The following is a 16,374-nucleotide window of genomic DNA, read 5'->3' as shown; positions in this document are numbered from 1 at the left end:
TCGTCTATAATACGCTTATTATTACTTACTTTTTTTATACTTTGAGACTGTAAAATAGTTTGTGTAAGGATGAATGATTCCTTAAATTAATTTCTTAAAATATTAGAAAAAGGAGTTCCTTTCTCGTATGATTGGTTTGAACAAAAAACACATACAGAAAGAAGAACTCCTTCATGAATGATTTTACCAAAAATATTGCTCAAGCTCTATTCAATCAAGACAAAATTAATGATTTATTGCGTAAAGAATTACAACAAGCAGTTAATGACTTGTTAGAAGCTGAACTGACTGCGTTTTTAGGCTATGATCCTTATGCCAGAGCTGGCTGGAATACCGGCAATTCTAGGAACGGTGCCTACTTTCGCAAGGTGGATACGCAGTTTGGCGAAATTGAAATCCAGGTGCCACGAGACCGCAACGGCCTGTTTCATCAGCACACGCTGCCTGACTACAAGCAGCACTCCGATGTCTTGGAAAGTATGATTATCAAGCTATATTCCAAAGGCGTAACTACCAGAGAGATAGCTGATTTGATTGAAAAAATGTATGGCAGCCATTACAGCCCCGCTCAAGTATCCAATATTTCTAAGCAGATGATCCCCAAGGTAGAGGCCTATCACAAGCGTAAGCTTAGCGATAAGTTCTTCTGCGTTTATCTAGACGCTACCTACGTTCCTCTGCGCCGAGAAACTTTTGAACGTGAAGCTGTCTATATTGCCATTGGCATCAAACCTAATGGCCAAAAGGAAGTTATCGACTACTGCATTGCGCCCAATGAAAACATTGAAGTCTGGACGGAGCTGCTCCAAAGCATGAAGTCTCGCGGCTTAGAGCAAGTAGAGCTTTTTCTTTCAGATGGCGTTGTGGGCATGAGGACAGCACTGGCAAAGACCTATCCTCAAGCTCATTTCCAGCGTTGCTTGGTTCATGTCATGCGTAATATCTGCGCTAAAGTACGCGTGGAGGATCGCGGGGCAATTATGAACGAATTCAAGCAGATTCACCAGCAAGCCAATAAAGCAGCTGCTGTTGATGTATTGCATGCCTTCTATGCCAAATGGGACAAGAGTTATAATCATGTCATAAGAAACCTGAAAGACATCGAGCCGGACCTGCTGGTCTTCTATAATTATCCTAAGCAGATCAGAGCTTCAATTTACTCTACCAACATGATTGAATCTTTTAACAGCGTCATTAAGCGCAAGGCTAAGCCCAAAGCAGAGTTTCCGACTGAACAGTCGCTTGATACTTTCATTGGCATCCAAGTAATGAGTTACAATGACCGCTACTTCAACCGAATTCACAAAGGCTTTGGTCAGGTTCAGGACACCTTAGAATCTTACTTTGATTAAATAAAGAATAAAAAATCAATCTATGAGAAAGATCTATTTACACAAAAGATTTGACAGTCTCGATATCTTTATATCTTGTTTTTTATTTGATAATACTCTCCATATATACTTATGCTAGTTTTATTTAATATTAGATTTGAACCTATGCACACAAAAAAGGTGAGCTAAAAGCCCACCATATCAACTCTTATTCTACTTTAAAAATTATCTTTTGGAACACTCCTTAATTTGTGTTCCAAACTCTGTGCCAAAAATACTTTTACACAAAAAAATTAACCTTTACTTATCTTCGTAAAACGTTGATAAATCAAGGTTAATCAAATTTAATGAATCTAATTAATGCTGACTAGAGGATTCGAACCTCCGACCTCATCATTACTAGTGACGTGCTCTGCCAACTGAGCTAAGTCAGCAACTCTTCGTTGTCTCACCCGACAACAGTATTTATTAAACCATATGAAATAGACTTGTGCAAGCTTTTTTTGCAAAAAAGTTCAAAAAATTTTCAAAACTATCAAATCAAGGATTATAATGTAAAATAAATATGTAATTTTAATGAAATAAGGAGTGATTTTATGCAAACTCTAGCACCAATTCCAACTGAATTAGATTGGCTGCTTAGAATAATTGTTGCTGCTTTTTGTGGTGGGATCATCGGTTACGAACGTGCTATTCAACGAAAAAGCGCGGGCGTCAGAACACACATCGTAGTCGCAATTGCCTCTGCACTCTTTATGATCGTATCCAAGTATGGATTTACAGATCTTCTAAATATGCATGATATTGCGCTCGATCCTTCCAGAATTGCCGCACAGATCGTTACTGGTATTTCCTTCATTGGGGCCGGTACAATTTTAGTCAGGAAAGAACAAATTTCTGGTTTAACCACCGCGGCTGGTGTTTGGGCAACTGCCGCCATCGGTATGGCTATCGGGGCTGGCATGTACTTCATTGGAATTCTTTCTACCGCTCTTATTTTTGTCATTCAAATGCTCTTCCATGATGACGTGATCATCAGTAAAATCACACCACATGTCCGCTTTAATATTCAAATTGAAGCCATTAACCAGCATCATATTTTGTCTAAGATAAAAAATGAACTTGAGGAAAACAAAGTTGAAAACATCAACATTAAAATTCTAGATGTTAGCGATGAAAGAATCGTCTTTTATATCGATGGCGTGATTAATAATAAAATTAATGAAAACAATATTGTGATGGCACTGCGCAAGTATCCTGATATTACTCGAATTAGTTACACACGCGGTGGACTTAACTAAATCTCAAGCAATTCTGCTTGAGATTTTCTTTTGAAAAAAGAGCCTGTAAAATACATCAATATTAATACAGAAAGGACATATATATGTCAGGTACTCTTGATTATTTACGCTGGCGCGGTGACTTACCCTTCAAAGAAAAGCCTTTTAATAGCGTTGACGCTTCTTTATTTTCTTCTTTAATTTATTTACCAGTAGATAAATCGGCGAAGGGGCATACTTTAGCTGAAGTTGCGGAGAAATTACGCGTTCTCCCCTCCTTTCAAGTACAAATGCACGATGAGACAGGCGCACAAATTTGGCTTTTACCTAAAAGTCCACGCCTAGGCAACGTTGAAATCTTAAATTGGACTAATCGCTTAGAAAAAGACCCTTACCCGTTGCAATTTACTGCTGCCACTTTTCGTCTAAATGCCAATACTATTCTCATTGTTTATCGCGGTACCGATAGTTCTATTATTGGCTGGAATGAAGACATGACTATGAATTACATGCCTAAAATCTATGGCCAGGATGTTGCTGCTGATTATCTCAGAGAAATGGCCGAAGAATTTCCTAATGATAAAATTTACCTCACTGGTCATTCCAAGGGTGGTAACTACGCAGAATATGCTTTGAGCGTTGTTGAGCCTGAATTGCAAGACCGCATTATTAAAGCTATTAGTTTTGATGGACCTGGCTTCTTTGGTGAAGTATGGCGTTCCCCTGGTTTTGTTCGAGCACTTCCTAAAATGAAGACATACTTGCCTGAAGGATCTATTATTGGCACGATGTTAGATCATCCTGAGCGAGTTTTAATTACTAAGAGTAATGCTCCTATGGTCCAGCAACACGATCCTCGCCGCTGGAGCGTTGGCCGCGATAGTTTCGTTTTAGCAGATGGACTTACTTCTGGTGCCAGATCTTTGCGCCATTCTTTAATCGATTTCAATCACACTATTCCTGACGTTCAACGCGGCGAATTATGGGACACCATGTTTCAATCATTTGAAGAATTGAATATTACTGACGTCTTCCAAATAACTGCTCATAAATTGCTAGGCACTGTTCGCTTTAGCCGCGTGATCATGTCGCTTACTCCTGATACGCGAAAATATATTTTGCATATGATCAACGAGATTATTAACGCAATTCGCGGAAATATTAGTCTGCCATTTTCAGAAACCGATTTTGCCCTTTATCCAAAGAGCAATGACTCAAATAAGAAGCCGATCTTCTACGAATTCTACGACACTTCAGTTCCTAGCATTTTGCCTGAAGAAATCAAAATTAGATTTAAAACTGAAAAAGACGCAGAGAACAAAAAATTAAAGTAAAAAAGTTTCACACGAAACAAAAAGGACATGCAAGTGCATGTCCTTTTTTAGTATTAAGTTTTTATTCAGTTTGTCGTTTGAAAATACTCATGATGAATGAAACCAAAGCAACCAATATTATCGCTCCCAATATGGATGGCACTATTGCCATGCCAGCCATTTGTGGTCCCCATTCACCAAAGATTGCTTGTCCAAGAGTCGAGCCAACCAGCCCCGCTATTGTATTAGCTATGAAACCCATCGACCCGCCTTTACCAGTTATGAAACCGGCGGCTAGTCCTATTATGGCACCAACTATTAAGACCCAGATCCAATGTAACATAGGATCATCTCTTTTCTTTCCGTTTAGGTTTAATAAAGCAAACTGCTATTTTAATGATCTTCAAGATCATCCTTTAACTTCTTAGCCTTTTCCTTTATTTTACCCTTACCTTGTTGAGCTTTTCCTTGTACTTCACGAGCCTTGTCGCCGGTAACCTTACCTTCGACCTCTTTCACTTTTCCGATAACTTTGTCTTTTAAACCTCTATCTGTCTTTTTCATAGGTAGAACTCCTTTCTGAAAAATAATGTGATAGGTTTTCTATGTTTCTAACATTACACTGATTTGCCTGAATTGTCAATTTAAGTGCAACAGTTGTAAGTGTCAATATTTTTGCGGTAGGCTATTAGCCATTAGTCTGACCTTAATTTCTTAAATATTTATTTGATTTATTTTTCTGCTAAAATCGTTTAAATAGCTATGTCCTGCTGTTAAGCTTTCAATGGCGCCGTGATGAATGCCCAGATGAGCTTCATGCGTCTTTCTTAGGCTGGCACGAACTGCACCTTTCAATTCTTCCTGATCACCAATATCGAGCTGCCCACCTGCAAATTCACTGCTAAGCCAGTATTCCAGCTCTTTGTTTTTAATGCAAGTCAGCACACGCAGAATTCCTTCGGCACCATCTTCTGACCAGTATTTTCCTTGCCCTTTGACGCGATAAGTATACTTGCGGTGATTGCTCTCACAGCAGCCAATTGCCTTAATTACTGACAAATGACGCATTTTGAATGGCTTAATATCCACCCAGCGACGATGAAGATAGCTGCGCAGGCGCCTTAAATTCTCATGATTTTCTGGCGTATTCAGCTCATCAATCAGATTGCTTTCAATCGTGTCTAAAATCACGTCAGTCAAGTGACGGTCATATTTAAACTCAACTGCACTGATCAATTTGCCTTGCATGGCCGGCATGAAGCTTAGACGATCTTTAATCTTTTTGTTCAAGTGAAAGACATCCAAGAAGTGTTCGTGCTGCCGGCAATAGCCAACTATTTCATCAAAGTCTTTCTTGGCATAGCCAGCACCGCCATCGGCATTACTGATGATTAAAGTATCGCTTAAGTCATAGGTATTGGCTAAATAAGCTTTAATTTCTTGCAAAGCATCCAAGCGGCTTAAAGAAACAAACTCTTTGGCCTGTACTCTCTTTCTGCGTGTCTTGCTTAAATTAATAATATCCTCGCAGACTTGATAGCGATGAAATTCCAGTCGCTTCTTGGTGCCTTTAATCACAACGCCATCGCCTTCAAGATAAAGCACTGGCACCTTTTTCTTTTGAGCAATACCATCGTATCTTTCCTCAGACTGCTGCTGTGCTTTAATCTGTTTGCCTGCTTGCACAATCAGCTTGCCAACTTGACTATGGCTAATATTGAAACAGGAGAGAGTATTAACAGCTAAAGCAGTATTGCGGTAAGTTGCCACGGCGCTAACCTGCAAAATATCCTTCACTGCCAAAACACTGTAACGCTTATATTTGTCATAGCCCATCAGCTTATCCAGTGGATATTTAGCCTTTTTGCCAGGACAAGCATATCTTCTGCGCCAATAGCTGATTTCACCAAAGGCAGTCACAACTGAACGCTTATTTTTCTTCTCGATCTGATAGCCTTGCTTTTTAGTCTCTTCAACTAGACCAGCATCAACTTCTTCTAGTGCTGCTGTCATCAATTCTCTAATCAGATCAAAGAAATAGCACATTAATGCCTTTTCACGGGCAATAACATTATTTTCAGACTTAATAATTTTTACGATATCAGCTATAATAGATTCCATAAAAGACCAGCTTCTAATGTGTTTTTTTCGTTAACATCAGACTACTGGTCTTTTTGTTTTAGCTCAAGTCCAATTTCAAAGGATTTGAGCTTTTTTAATTAATTATTCAACTTACCGCAAAAAATTATACACTTAGGCAACAGTTAGGTTATGAAGAGATATATTGCTTGAAGAGTTCTTCTGCTGGGTGATATTGGTGGATTCGGCGATGTTTGTGGTTAATGGCATTAGTTGCCTGTTGAACATATGCAGCTGTCTTATCTTTCACGCTTTTGCCTTTAGGGAAGAATTGACGCAGAAGACCGCTGCAGTTTTCATTTGTGCCTCTTTCCCAAGGTGAATATGGATGAGCAAAGCAGATCTGACAGTTCTTGATTTTAGTCATATCTGCAAACTCAGAGCCGTTATCAAAAGTAATAGTCTTGAACCAATCAGGATGCTGGTCTATTTCTTTTTGAAGCAGTCTTTGACAAGTACTTGCTCGATAATCTGGTATTTTGATGACAACCTCAAAACGAGTAGTTCTTTCTGTCAGAGTCATCAAAGCAGGTTGATTTTTACGTCTAACGCTTTTAACCATATCTCCTTCCCAGTTAAGAGGAGTTGCCCTGTCTTCAACTTCTTTAGGCTACTGCTCAATTGAATTGCCAAGATTCTTTTTGTGTAAAGCATGCCCACCATGACTATGATGCCGTTTGTTTCTGCGTCTTTTAAGCTTCATTGGCAGATCAATATCCCGCGATCAATATAGCGATAAACGGTAGGCGTGCTGGGGCAGGGATAGCCTGGCATCGTCTGCTTGAACTCACCCGCAAACTCATCAATGCTGGTAGCATCAAATTTAGCTTTAAACCGCTTAGACAGCATTCTCAGAAAAACAGCATAATGTTTTAACGGATCACGCTTATAGCAGTTCTTGCGTCGCTTATCATGATAGATCTACGCAGTATCGGCATAGTAATGCTCATAGAGCAGATAGTTATGATCTCTTTGCCGGACGCTGCCACGTCTGATTTCACGGCTAATTGTCGATTTGTGACAGCCAACTTCTCGAGCAATAGCGGAACAGGAAGTTATGCCTGAATCAAGCAGAGCTTGTATTTGTCCTCGTTGTTCACTATTTAATTGATGATAATGTCTAGAGATGCTAGAATTTGAATTGTTCATGAAGATTCACCTTCCTTGATTTTTGGTCACTTCAAGTTTAGGTCCTCATGGCCTTTTTGTTTAACACTTAGCGTTGCACTTCAATTTTAAATCCGGGTTACACTGATTTGTATCCGATTACGTCAAAAAAGGCTCGCCTTACGTCTTTCTTAAGAGGTTGAGCCTTTTTATTGCATATTTATTTTTTATTCTTTTTTACTTAAGTAAATTCTTAGCTAATTCAAAATCGCCTAAGGTAGCTGAACCATTGTTAGCTACAGCTGGACGAACAATTAATTCATTCAAATCAGGTGTAGCTACATAGTTGTTGTTAAATTCGTCAAAGAACTTTCTTACCTTAACTAAATCGTCTTCGTTTAATACAGAACCACCCACGATCATCACATCTGGACGAGCGGTCATGTAAACATTGAAGAGCATTTGTGCGATGTAGTATGCGGAATAAGTGAAGACTTCGTTATCACGAGAAAGCTTTTCACCTGGGATACCAGTTCTACCCTCAAGACTTGGACCAGCTGCCATTCCTTCTACACAAGCATCGTTATGGAACGGACAGTGGCCTTCATAATCATCACCTGGGTAGCGGCGTACAAGCATGTGTCCCATTTCAGGGTGGTTGTTAAGACCAAGCATCTTGCCGCCTTGAACGATCCCGGCACCTACACCAGTACCTACAGTTGCATAGAAGTAACTCTTAGAATCGTCACGGCCGCGCGCAACATATTCACCGTAGCATGATGCATTAACGTCAGTTGTCATTACTACAGGAATACCTAATTCTTTTTCAAAGAATCCTTTTACATTAGTACCTGACCAACCTGGCTTTGGTGTATCCAAGATATAACCGTAGGTTCTTGACTTAGGATTAATATCAATTGGACCAAAAGTACCAATACCTAATGCATCAACTGGGTGCTTTTTAAAGAACTCTGCAGTCTTTTCCAAGGTTTCCTTATTGGTGGTAGTTGGAATACGGTCTCTTGCAACTTCCTTACCTGTTTCAACATCTTGAACTGCTACGATAAATTTAGTACCACCGGCTTCAATACTGCCGACATATTTCTTATCTGACATATTCTCATCCTTTTCGTAAAAAATTTTTATCTCCAAATAGTTTTGTGCTGCACCTATTATAAAGAAAAAAGCCCTCAGGTGTAAAGGCTTTCATGTATACGCAATTAAATTTCTTTACTTACGCATTATCTACAACTTCTTTTGAGTCAATTCCTTTGATTGGCTGACCGTTTTCATCAAAATAATCATCCAATTCGCGGCACCAAATCATTGCCATAGTTCCTTGTCCTACGTGCACTCCGACTACCGGGCCAATGATGCTAGTATTAAATTCATACTTAGGGAACTTAGCTTGATAATCCTTAACCCACTCTTCTTTTTTGTCTGGATCAAGCGAATCAAAAATAGTGCATTGAATCTTATATGTCATATTCTTGGTCAGATTATCAAAATCGGTTTGGATATGCTTATAAGCCCGCTTGGTTTGACGTTCTTTAGCAATTGCGGAAATGTGTCCTTCAGCTTGCACATCCATTGAAAGAATCGGCTTAATTTTTAACAAAGCACCGACAAAGCTAGTAGCGTTAGAAAGACGGCCCGTACGCTTCAAGTGGCTTAAATCGTCCACCATAAAGCGCACATCCATTGTTTTCTGCAGATCAGTTAAATCATGCATGATTAAATCAACGTCTGCTCCGGCTGCGACAAGGCGTCCTGCAAGAATAGCATAATCTGCTTCACCAGCACATGTAATTTTGCTATCAAAAGGATGTACCTTAATCCTAGTTTTGTCTTCAGCGATACTGTGCACAGTAGAGTAATAGCTTGAAATACCACTAGACAAGGTAATTATGATCACATCGGTGTAGCCCTCTTGGACATATTCATCAATCTTCTTTTGTAAATTACCGATTGATGGCTGTGAAGTAGTTGGCAAGTTCTTTTCTTCGTCTAGTTTTTGATAAAACTCTTCGTAACCAATATCAATCAGATCACGATACGTTTTATTATTCCAAATAATCGGAATAGGCAAAACATCGATATGATATTTTTCCTGTTGTTCTTTAGTTAAATAAGCTGAGCTATCAGTTAAAACGGCGATTTTCATATTTTTTCTCCTTTGTTACATATTCTAACCGATATATCACGCACAAGAAAAGACCCACTTTTGACAAAGCGAGTCTTTTCAATGCAATGATTATTTGCCAGTTGCTTCATTAACAATCTTTTGATAATTACGCAAGCCATCAAAATCAGAATCTTTAGCATCTACATAGCCATAGTGGTTATAGATGCTTTCAATAATTTGTTTGCCTTTCTTAGATTTAGCAATGTTTTTGAAAGCCTTAGCTAATTTAACTCTGAACTTCTTAGGCATGTCCTTTCTAACAGCGATGGTATCGTTAGGAATCCATTGCGTGAAGTAAATCGGAACAACATCAGTCATTGCTCTCTTATCATCCTTCGCAGCGATATTACGGGCATCTGAGAATACAAATGCAGCGTCCACATCCCCGTTTAAGACTGAAATAACCTCTTGGTCATCGCCCTTAATATTAACGAGCTTGCTATCCTTGGTGACGTTCAGACCTTTTTTATAAAGTTCCGCAATTGGATAAACATAACCAGATGAAGAACTAGGATCACCAATGGCAATTTTCTTCCCTTTCAGATCTTTCCAAGATTTAATCTTTGATCCCTTTTTCACCACAATCATGCCACGATACTTGTGCATCAATTTGTGATTCATCTTGCCTGATGGCTCATCATATCCATACCGTTCGGCCTGTAAGAGTACGTCCGCAATCCCGCGTTTATGCGCCAAGATATAAGAATAAGGTGGCATGAAGCCAACGTCAACCTTCTTAGAAGACATTGCCTCAACCAAGCCGCTGTAGTCTGTAGAAACAGTTACGTGAACTGGAATATGTAACTGCTTTTGCAAAAGCGTGCCTAATGGCTTGGCTTTAGCTTCCATCTTGTTTGCTTGCGTGCTAGGCACAAATTCAACATTTAATTCTTTTGGTTTATTTGATGAAGATGAACTTTTTTTATTGCCCGAGCATGCAGATAGAGACAATGCAGCTAAAACAGCGAATGCACCTACCAAAACTTTTTTGATTTTCATAAAATTCTATTATCCTCCGATGAATTCATGAATGACTTATTTCAGTAATAGGTATATCAAAAAATTAATGGTGTTAAAACTCAAAATATTAATTATTTTAAGCAATTATATTATAAACATACGCTTTTTACATGAAATCCCAGAATATAAAAATTATGAGCGTGATATTTATCACAGTTTAAGAACATTAATATAAAAATAAAAGACACCTGCTATAAAGCAAATGTCTTTTAACTTAATTACCATCTGGATCATCATGCGCATAATCCAAGTTTGAAAACCGGTTATACGGTTTAGAAAACATTAATTTTACGGTACCACGACTACCCGAACGGTTCTTTTCAATAATTACTTCAACTTCACCGTTATCGTCTTCGGATCCTACTTCATTGCTGCTACCGCTATTTTCACCATCTTCTGACTCATCACGGTAATAATCATCGCGATATAGGAAAGATACAATATCGGCATCCTGTTCAATTGATCCAGATTCACGAATATCAGACAATACAGGCCGTTTATCCTGTCTCTGCTCAACTGACCGTGACAACTGGGAAAGGGCAATGACGGGCACGTGAAGCTCCTTAGCTAGCTTCTTTAATTGCCGTGAAATTGAGGAAACTTCTTGTTGCCGTGATTCACTACGTGGACCTTCAATCAGCTGCAAGTAGTCGATCACAATTAGCCCCAGGTTGCCCTTTTCTTTGGCTAGTCTTCTGGCTTTTGCACGGATTTCACTCATTTTAATACCCGGAGTATCATCAATAAAAATATCCGTGTTGGCAAGCGAGCCTGACGCAATTACTAACTTGCGCCATTCCTCTTCATCAAGCTGGCCTGTTCTTAAGTGCTGAGAATCTATTAGTCCTAAGGATGCTAACATTCTTTGAACTAACTGTTCCCCACTCATTTCTAGAGAAAACATCGCAACAGTTTTATCAGTATGAAGCCCCACAAACTGTGCCACATTCAATGCAAATGAAGTTTTACCTACACCAGGCCGTGCAGCGATAATGATCAATTCATCATCATGAAAACCAGTCGTCATCTTATCCAGTTCAGCGAATCCTGTTGGCAAACCCGTAACCATATTGCCATCGTCAGGGATATTATTAATATCCTTAATAGTGGAATTAACGATTTCCTTAATTGTTCTGAAACCACCACTATTATTTTCTGATGACACATTCATAATTTCGCTTTCTGCGTCATCAAGAATATCGGTTACATCATCTGACCCATCAATTGCGTTAGAAATAATCTTTTGACTAGCAGAAATCAGTCTGCGCAATAGTGCCTTGCGGTGCACAATTTGTGCATAGTAAGTAACGTGCGCAGCAGTAGGAGTGGCCAATGCCAACTCTGAGACATAACTAATCCCACCAATGTCATCTAGCTGATTTCTCTTGTTTAGTTCATCTTGAAGGGTCAGCGGATCAATTGCATCCCCGCGGTCTGACAAATCCAGCATCGCTTGATAGATGATTTGATTTGCCCTTTCATAAAAATCTTCAGGTTGGACTACTGCACTAGCATCTGCAATTGCTTCTGGATCAATAAAAATCGCACCCAGAACGGCTTTTTCCGCATCTGAGTCGTGTGGAATTTGTTGAGAAACGATATTATCCATCAATCACAACCACTTTTTATAAAAATAGAATTAGTCTTGTTCAGTAACGTGTACACGAATAGTAGCTTCCACGCCCTTGAACAACTTAGCATGAACATTAGTGTAGCCCAATGTCTTGATTGGTTCTGGCAAGTTCAACTTACGCTTATCAACCTTGATGCCATATTGTTTTTCAAGGCCTTCCACGATCTTCTTGCTTGAAATTGAACCAAACAAACGTGAATCTGTACCAGCCTTTGACTTGAAGTTGACGATTGTATCATCTTTTTCAAGTTCTGCCTTAATCTTTTCAGCTTCAGCTTTTTCAGCTTCGTAAGCAGCCTTTTCGTTAGCTTCTACACGCTTCAAGGTATTCATGTTACCCTTAGTAGCTGCCTTAGCCAAGCCACGCTTAATTAAATAGTTTTGTGCATAACCATCTGGAACTTCCTTAACTTGTCCACGCTTACCACGACCTCTAACGTCTTGTGTAAAAATAACTTTCATCTTGTTCTCCTTTATTCATTTTCCTTTTCGTATTCATCAATTGCCTGAAGCAATTTTGCTCTTGCTTCTTCAATAGTAACACCTTTGATCTGGGTAGCCGCATTGGAAAGGTGACCACCGCCGCCCAGCTTTTCCATAATAATTTGCACGTTAATCTTACCCATGGAACGTGCAGAAATACCAATGGTATCTGGAGTGCGCCGCGTAATGGCAAAACTAGCACCCACATTTTCCAAATCAAGTGCCGTATCAGCTGCTTGAGCCGTGATGATTGGATCAATAATTTTGTCATCAGGGCCACACAAAACAGCCATATGTGGTTTTACCATCTTCAAAGTTGCAACCAAGTGTGTTCTCTCAAGGAAGCTATCGATGTCTTCCTTAAGCAGCGAACTTACCACAGCTGAATCGGCACCAATTGACCGCAAGTAACTTGCCGCATCAAAGGTTCGAGTACCCGTTCTAAGCGAGAATTCTTTAGAATCGACGACGATACCAGCCAGCATTGCAGTTGCTTCTAAGTCTGTTAATACTCGCTTGCCTTGAGCTGGTTGTTGATACTCAATCATCTCAGTGACCAACTCACAAGCAGAAGAAGCATATGGTTCAACATAGGTAAGCATTGGGTTTTCTGGGAATTCCTCACCACGTCTATGGTGATCAATTACGATAATCCTATTCTTCAAGCGGTCATACAAGGGCTGAGAATAAGTAATTGAATACTTAGAGTGGTCAACCATGACCAACATTGATTTATCGGTTGTTTCAGCCAGAGCTTCCTCAGGACTGATAAAAATATCCTTGTCCTGATTCTTCTGTTGCATCCTGATGACTAAGCGACCTACGTCATAATTAGTCTTGTTAGTGTCCAAGACAAAATTAGCTTTTACGCCATGAAATCGAGCCAATTTTACGACACCAATACCACTACCAACAGAATCCATATCCGGACGTTGGTGACCAACAACGAAAACGCGGTCTGCATCTTTGAAAAGTTCACTAATTGCTTGTGAGACCATTCGTGCTCTAACTCTGGTTCGCTTCTCCATTGGGTTAGATTTACCGCCATAAAAGCGTGCATCCTTACCCGGTTGACGGAGCACGACTTGGTCCCCGCCTCGTCCTAAGGCTAAATCAAGGTTAGATTGTGCCTGGTTGGCAATTTCAGATAGCGAATCGGAGCCAAAAGCAATCCCGACTGACAAAGTAAGCGGAGTATTGTTGCGGCTAGTTTCTTGCCGCACTTTATCCAAAACAGAAAACTTGTCCTTTTCCATCTCAGCTAAATCTTGCATATGTACTAGCAGTAAAAAGTGATCTTCATCGATCCGTTTTAAATATGCCCTAAACTTCTTAGCATAATTGCTTAGCGTGTTTTGTACATATGAACTCATGCTGGTCAATTCCTGATCATGCATTGTCTCACTTAATTCATCATAATTATCAATAAAGACCTGCCCAATGGCAAGACGTTCGGCTTCATATTTGTCTTCAATTTTTGCATAACGTGTAATATCCAACAGATAAATTACGCCCAAATCATCTTGAACTACCATTTCAAAACGGTGTCCATCCCAATTAACTATGTGATTTTCTGAGGTTTTAGCTTCAATCGCTTCATTCAACAATTTATTCAGATCTGGATCTACAGCTTCAATTGTGTGACCTACTAGGTCTGTATCCTTAAGATACAATTGCAGATAAGGGTTTACCCATTGAATCTGGTGATCAGAATCATAGAGCAAAATACCAAGCGGCATCTTGATCATTGCTTCTTGTTCACTACGTTTTATACGGTAGGACAAATTAACTGCAAAATTAGTTGCCTTACCTGCTAAAATGTAGGTTCCATAAATGGCAAAAGCAACAGACAAAATGAAAATCAATACCATTGCCAGGCCAAATAATGGACTCATAATCATCGCAATAATGCTTCCCACTAAAGAAAGCACTAAGATGATTACTACGGAAGCTGTTAATCGTGAATCTTTAATAAATTCAGGCAATTCAAGCTTACGTAAAAAATCTTTCATGAAGATCCTTCCTATTACAAGGTAAAATATATCAGTATCAATTATACATTATTACGCGTTATGAATGAAAAGAGTAGATGCTAAAAAGAGAATCTCTGACTAACAGAGATTCTCTTTTTAGATATTTTGTAATATATGCTATTTCTTCAAAGCAGTAGCTTGTGCTTCTTCTGGTGTATTAGATGGGGTTAGTTTAACACCGTGAAATTCAACATCACTTGCTTTTACATAGGCATCTTTAACCGTAAAGTAATTATGATCTGCATCTAATCTTTTCGTGACCAGATGATAAAACAACTCTGCTTTTTGTTCAGTAGGAACCCAAATATATAATAATTTATCTACTTTGATTTTGTGCTTTTTCATCTGGACCATTTTGTAGAAATAGTCTTTGAAAACAATATTTTTTTCTTTAATATCAAGATCAAATTTAATACAATTATTAAAAGAGGACATAGAAACACACCTTTATTTATAAAATGTTTAGTAGGATAGATTTTTTATTACAGGGGACTATGTCCTCCTTTTTTATGCAATAAAAAACCTGTTAACAGCTTATCATATTGATAAGTCATCAACAGGAAAAATTATAGAGCCAAAAAAGGGGCAGGAAATAATCCTGTCCTTTTAGTTTATATTCGATCTAATTTAAATTAGTCTTCAGCAACAAATGGTAATAAGCCCATGATACGAGCTCTCTTAATAGCATTTGCAACTTTACGTTGGTTCTTAGCACTAGTGCCAGTAACACGACGTGGTAAAATCTTACCTCTTTCTGAGATAAAACGTTTCAACAGATCGACATCCTTGTAGTCAACGTAATCGATGTGGTTAGCTGCAATGTAGTCAACCTTACGACGACGACGGCCGCCTCTTCTTTGTTGAGCCATGTTCTAGAATCCTTTCTTTAAATATTTTTTAGAATGGAAGATCATCATCAGAAATATCAATTGGATCACCAGAGCCTGCAAATGGATCTTGAGCGTTGCTTGATTGATTATTATTCTGAGCATTATTTTGTGATCCACCATTATTTTGGAAGTTGTTAGTGCTTGGTGCACCAGCATTTCCAGTGTTTGGTGTATAACCACCGTTTTGACCGCGGGCTTCACGATCCTTGCGTGATTCGAGCAATGCGAAGTTATCAACGACAACTTCAGTTACATATACTCTTTGCCCATCTTTATTGTCATAACTTCTGGTTTGAATACGGCCATCAATACCAACCAATGAACCCTTTGAAGTAAAATTGCAGAAGTTTTCTGCAGATTTCCTCCAAATTACACAGCTGATAAAGTCCGCGCCCCTCTCACCTTGGCTATTTGTAAATTGACGGTCAACAGCAAGAGTAAACGTAGCAACCGAGATTCCACTCCCAGTAGTACGCAATTCAGGATCACGTGTTAAACGGCCAACAAGTACAACTCTATTAATCATACTTATGCCCTTCCTTTCCTAAATCACGAAAACAATAAATTAAAATTACTTGTCTAACTTAACGGTCATTGAACGTAAGATCATGTTGTCAATCTTTGACAAACGACCAAATTCATTAACTGCGTCAGCGTTGTCAGCAGTGAAAGTCATAATGTGGTAAGTACCTTCACGATACTTATCAATTTCATATGCGAAACGACGCTTGCCCCAGTCTTTGGATTCTACCATAGTACCACCGTTATCAGCGATAACCTTGTCGTAGTTTTCTACGAGGGCCTTCTTTGATTCTTCATCAACATCAGGCTTGATAATGTAAGTTACTTCGTACTTTGTAGTTGCCATGACTAATGCACCTCCTTTTGGACTATATGGTTCTTGCTAAAATCAAGAACAAGGAGTAATTGAAATATTACTCGCAATTTCTAATTCTAGCA

16 protein-coding genes, 1 tRNA gene and 1 pseudogene are annotated in these 16,374 nt (G+C 39.0%); 3 read left to right on the top strand and 15 right to left on the bottom strand.

The genetic code is table 11. The annotated features are described in order from the left end of the window. Window positions 1–173: 173 nt before the first annotated feature. Window positions 174–1,352: an IS256 family transposase gene (locus AADV52_RS08580; protein ID WP_126096171.1), complete on the top strand. Its 1,179-nt coding sequence runs from the start codon at window positions 174–176 to the stop codon at window positions 1,350–1,352. A gap of 340 nt (window positions 1,353–1,692) precedes the next feature. Here the strand turns inward: AADV52_RS08580 and AADV52_RS08575 are convergent. After that, window positions 1,693–1,765 (bottom strand) — tRNA-Thr (locus tag AADV52_RS08575). A gap of 162 nt (window positions 1,766–1,927) precedes the next feature. On the opposite strand from AADV52_RS08575, the gene AADV52_RS08570 reads away from it, so the two are divergent. Both AADV52_RS08570 and AADV52_RS08565 read left to right on the top strand, forming a co-directional pair. Then, window positions 1,928–2,632 carry an MgtC/SapB family protein gene (locus tag AADV52_RS08570; RefSeq protein WP_014917999.1) on the top strand — a complete coding sequence of 235 codons (705 nt, stop codon included), beginning with the start codon at window positions 1,928–1,930 and terminating at the stop codon, window positions 2,630–2,632. Window positions 2,633–2,715: 83 nt separating this feature from the next. Beyond that, on the top strand, window positions 2,716–3,945 hold the full coding sequence (locus AADV52_RS08565; RefSeq protein WP_014917998.1) for a DUF2974 domain-containing protein: 1,230 nt from the start codon (window positions 2,716–2,718) through the stop codon (window positions 3,943–3,945). Window positions 3,946–4,006: 61 nt separating this feature from the next. Here AADV52_RS08565 and AADV52_RS08560 read toward each other — a convergent pair whose 3' ends face one another. The 14 genes and pseudogenes from AADV52_RS08560 to rpsF form a co-directional block, all read right to left on the bottom strand. Beyond that, entirely contained in the window at window positions 4,007–4,267 is a 261-nt protein-coding gene (locus tag AADV52_RS08560) for a GlsB/YeaQ/YmgE family stress response membrane protein (protein WP_003631749.1), read from the bottom strand. Window positions 4,268–4,317: 50 nt separating this feature from the next. Continuing rightward, window positions 4,318–4,488, bottom strand: coding sequence for a CsbD family protein (locus tag AADV52_RS08555; RefSeq protein ID WP_003624867.1), 171 nt, complete (start codon window positions 4,486–4,488; stop codon window positions 4,318–4,320). Window positions 4,489–4,638: 150 nt separating this feature from the next. Continuing rightward, entirely contained in the window at window positions 4,639–6,045 is a 1,407-nt protein-coding gene (locus AADV52_RS08550; RefSeq protein ID WP_126096177.1) for an ISLre2 family transposase, read from the bottom strand. A gap of 148 nt (window positions 6,046–6,193) precedes the next feature. Next, window positions 6,194–7,212, bottom strand: a pseudogene (locus tag AADV52_RS08545) (IS30 family transposase). A gap of 195 nt (window positions 7,213–7,407) precedes the next feature. After that, a complete protein-coding gene (locus AADV52_RS08540; protein ID WP_014917994.1) occupies window positions 7,408–8,286 on the bottom strand; it encodes an ROK family protein in 879 nt (292 codons plus the stop codon). Window positions 8,287–8,404: 118 nt separating this feature from the next. Continuing rightward, window positions 8,405–9,334, bottom strand: coding sequence for a DegV family protein (locus tag AADV52_RS08535; RefSeq protein ID WP_014917993.1), 930 nt, complete (start codon window positions 9,332–9,334; stop codon window positions 8,405–8,407). Between the two features lie 90 nt (window positions 9,335–9,424). Then, entirely contained in the window at window positions 9,425–10,354 is a 930-nt protein-coding gene (gene phnD, locus AADV52_RS08530) for a phosphate/phosphite/phosphonate ABC transporter substrate-binding protein (RefSeq protein WP_014917992.1), read from the bottom strand. 235 nt (window positions 10,355–10,589) lie between these two features. Beyond that, complete coding sequence (gene dnaB, locus AADV52_RS08525; RefSeq protein WP_014917991.1) at window positions 10,590–11,984, bottom strand: replicative DNA helicase; 1,395 nt, start codon at window positions 11,982–11,984, stop codon at window positions 10,590–10,592. Window positions 11,985–12,014: 30 nt separating this feature from the next. Beyond that, complete coding sequence (gene rplI / locus AADV52_RS08520; RefSeq protein ID WP_014917990.1) at window positions 12,015–12,470, bottom strand: 50S ribosomal protein L9; 456 nt, start codon at window positions 12,468–12,470, stop codon at window positions 12,015–12,017. An 11-nt stretch (window positions 12,471–12,481) separates the two neighbouring features. Next, window positions 12,482–14,503, bottom strand: coding sequence for a DHH family phosphoesterase (locus AADV52_RS08515; RefSeq protein WP_014917989.1), 2,022 nt, complete (start codon window positions 14,501–14,503; stop codon window positions 12,482–12,484). Window positions 14,504–14,641: 138 nt separating this feature from the next. Next, a complete protein-coding gene (locus AADV52_RS08510) occupies window positions 14,642–14,959 on the bottom strand; it encodes a hypothetical protein (RefSeq protein WP_014917988.1) in 318 nt (105 codons plus the stop codon). Window positions 14,960–15,156: 197 nt separating this feature from the next. Then, window positions 15,157–15,393 (bottom strand): 30S ribosomal protein S18, encoded by a 237-nt coding sequence (gene rpsR / locus AADV52_RS08505; protein WP_003549366.1) that lies wholly within the window; start codon window positions 15,391–15,393, stop codon window positions 15,157–15,159. A gap of 28 nt (window positions 15,394–15,421) precedes the next feature. After that, complete coding sequence (gene ssb, locus AADV52_RS08500) at window positions 15,422–15,940, bottom strand: single-stranded DNA-binding protein (protein WP_014917987.1); 519 nt, start codon at window positions 15,938–15,940, stop codon at window positions 15,422–15,424. A gap of 45 nt (window positions 15,941–15,985) precedes the next feature. Beyond that, window positions 15,986–16,282, bottom strand: a complete 297-nt coding sequence (gene rpsF / locus AADV52_RS08495; RefSeq protein ID WP_003628006.1) for a 30S ribosomal protein S6 — start codon at window positions 16,280–16,282, stop codon at window positions 15,986–15,988. Window positions 16,283–16,374 lie beyond the last annotated feature (92 nt).

The organism is Lactobacillus helveticus (assembly GCF_046109915.1).
GTDB classification, from domain to species: Bacteria; Bacillota; Bacilli; order Lactobacillales; family Lactobacillaceae; genus Lactobacillus; species Lactobacillus helveticus.
This window is presented reverse-complemented; position numbering and strand designations above follow the sequence as displayed.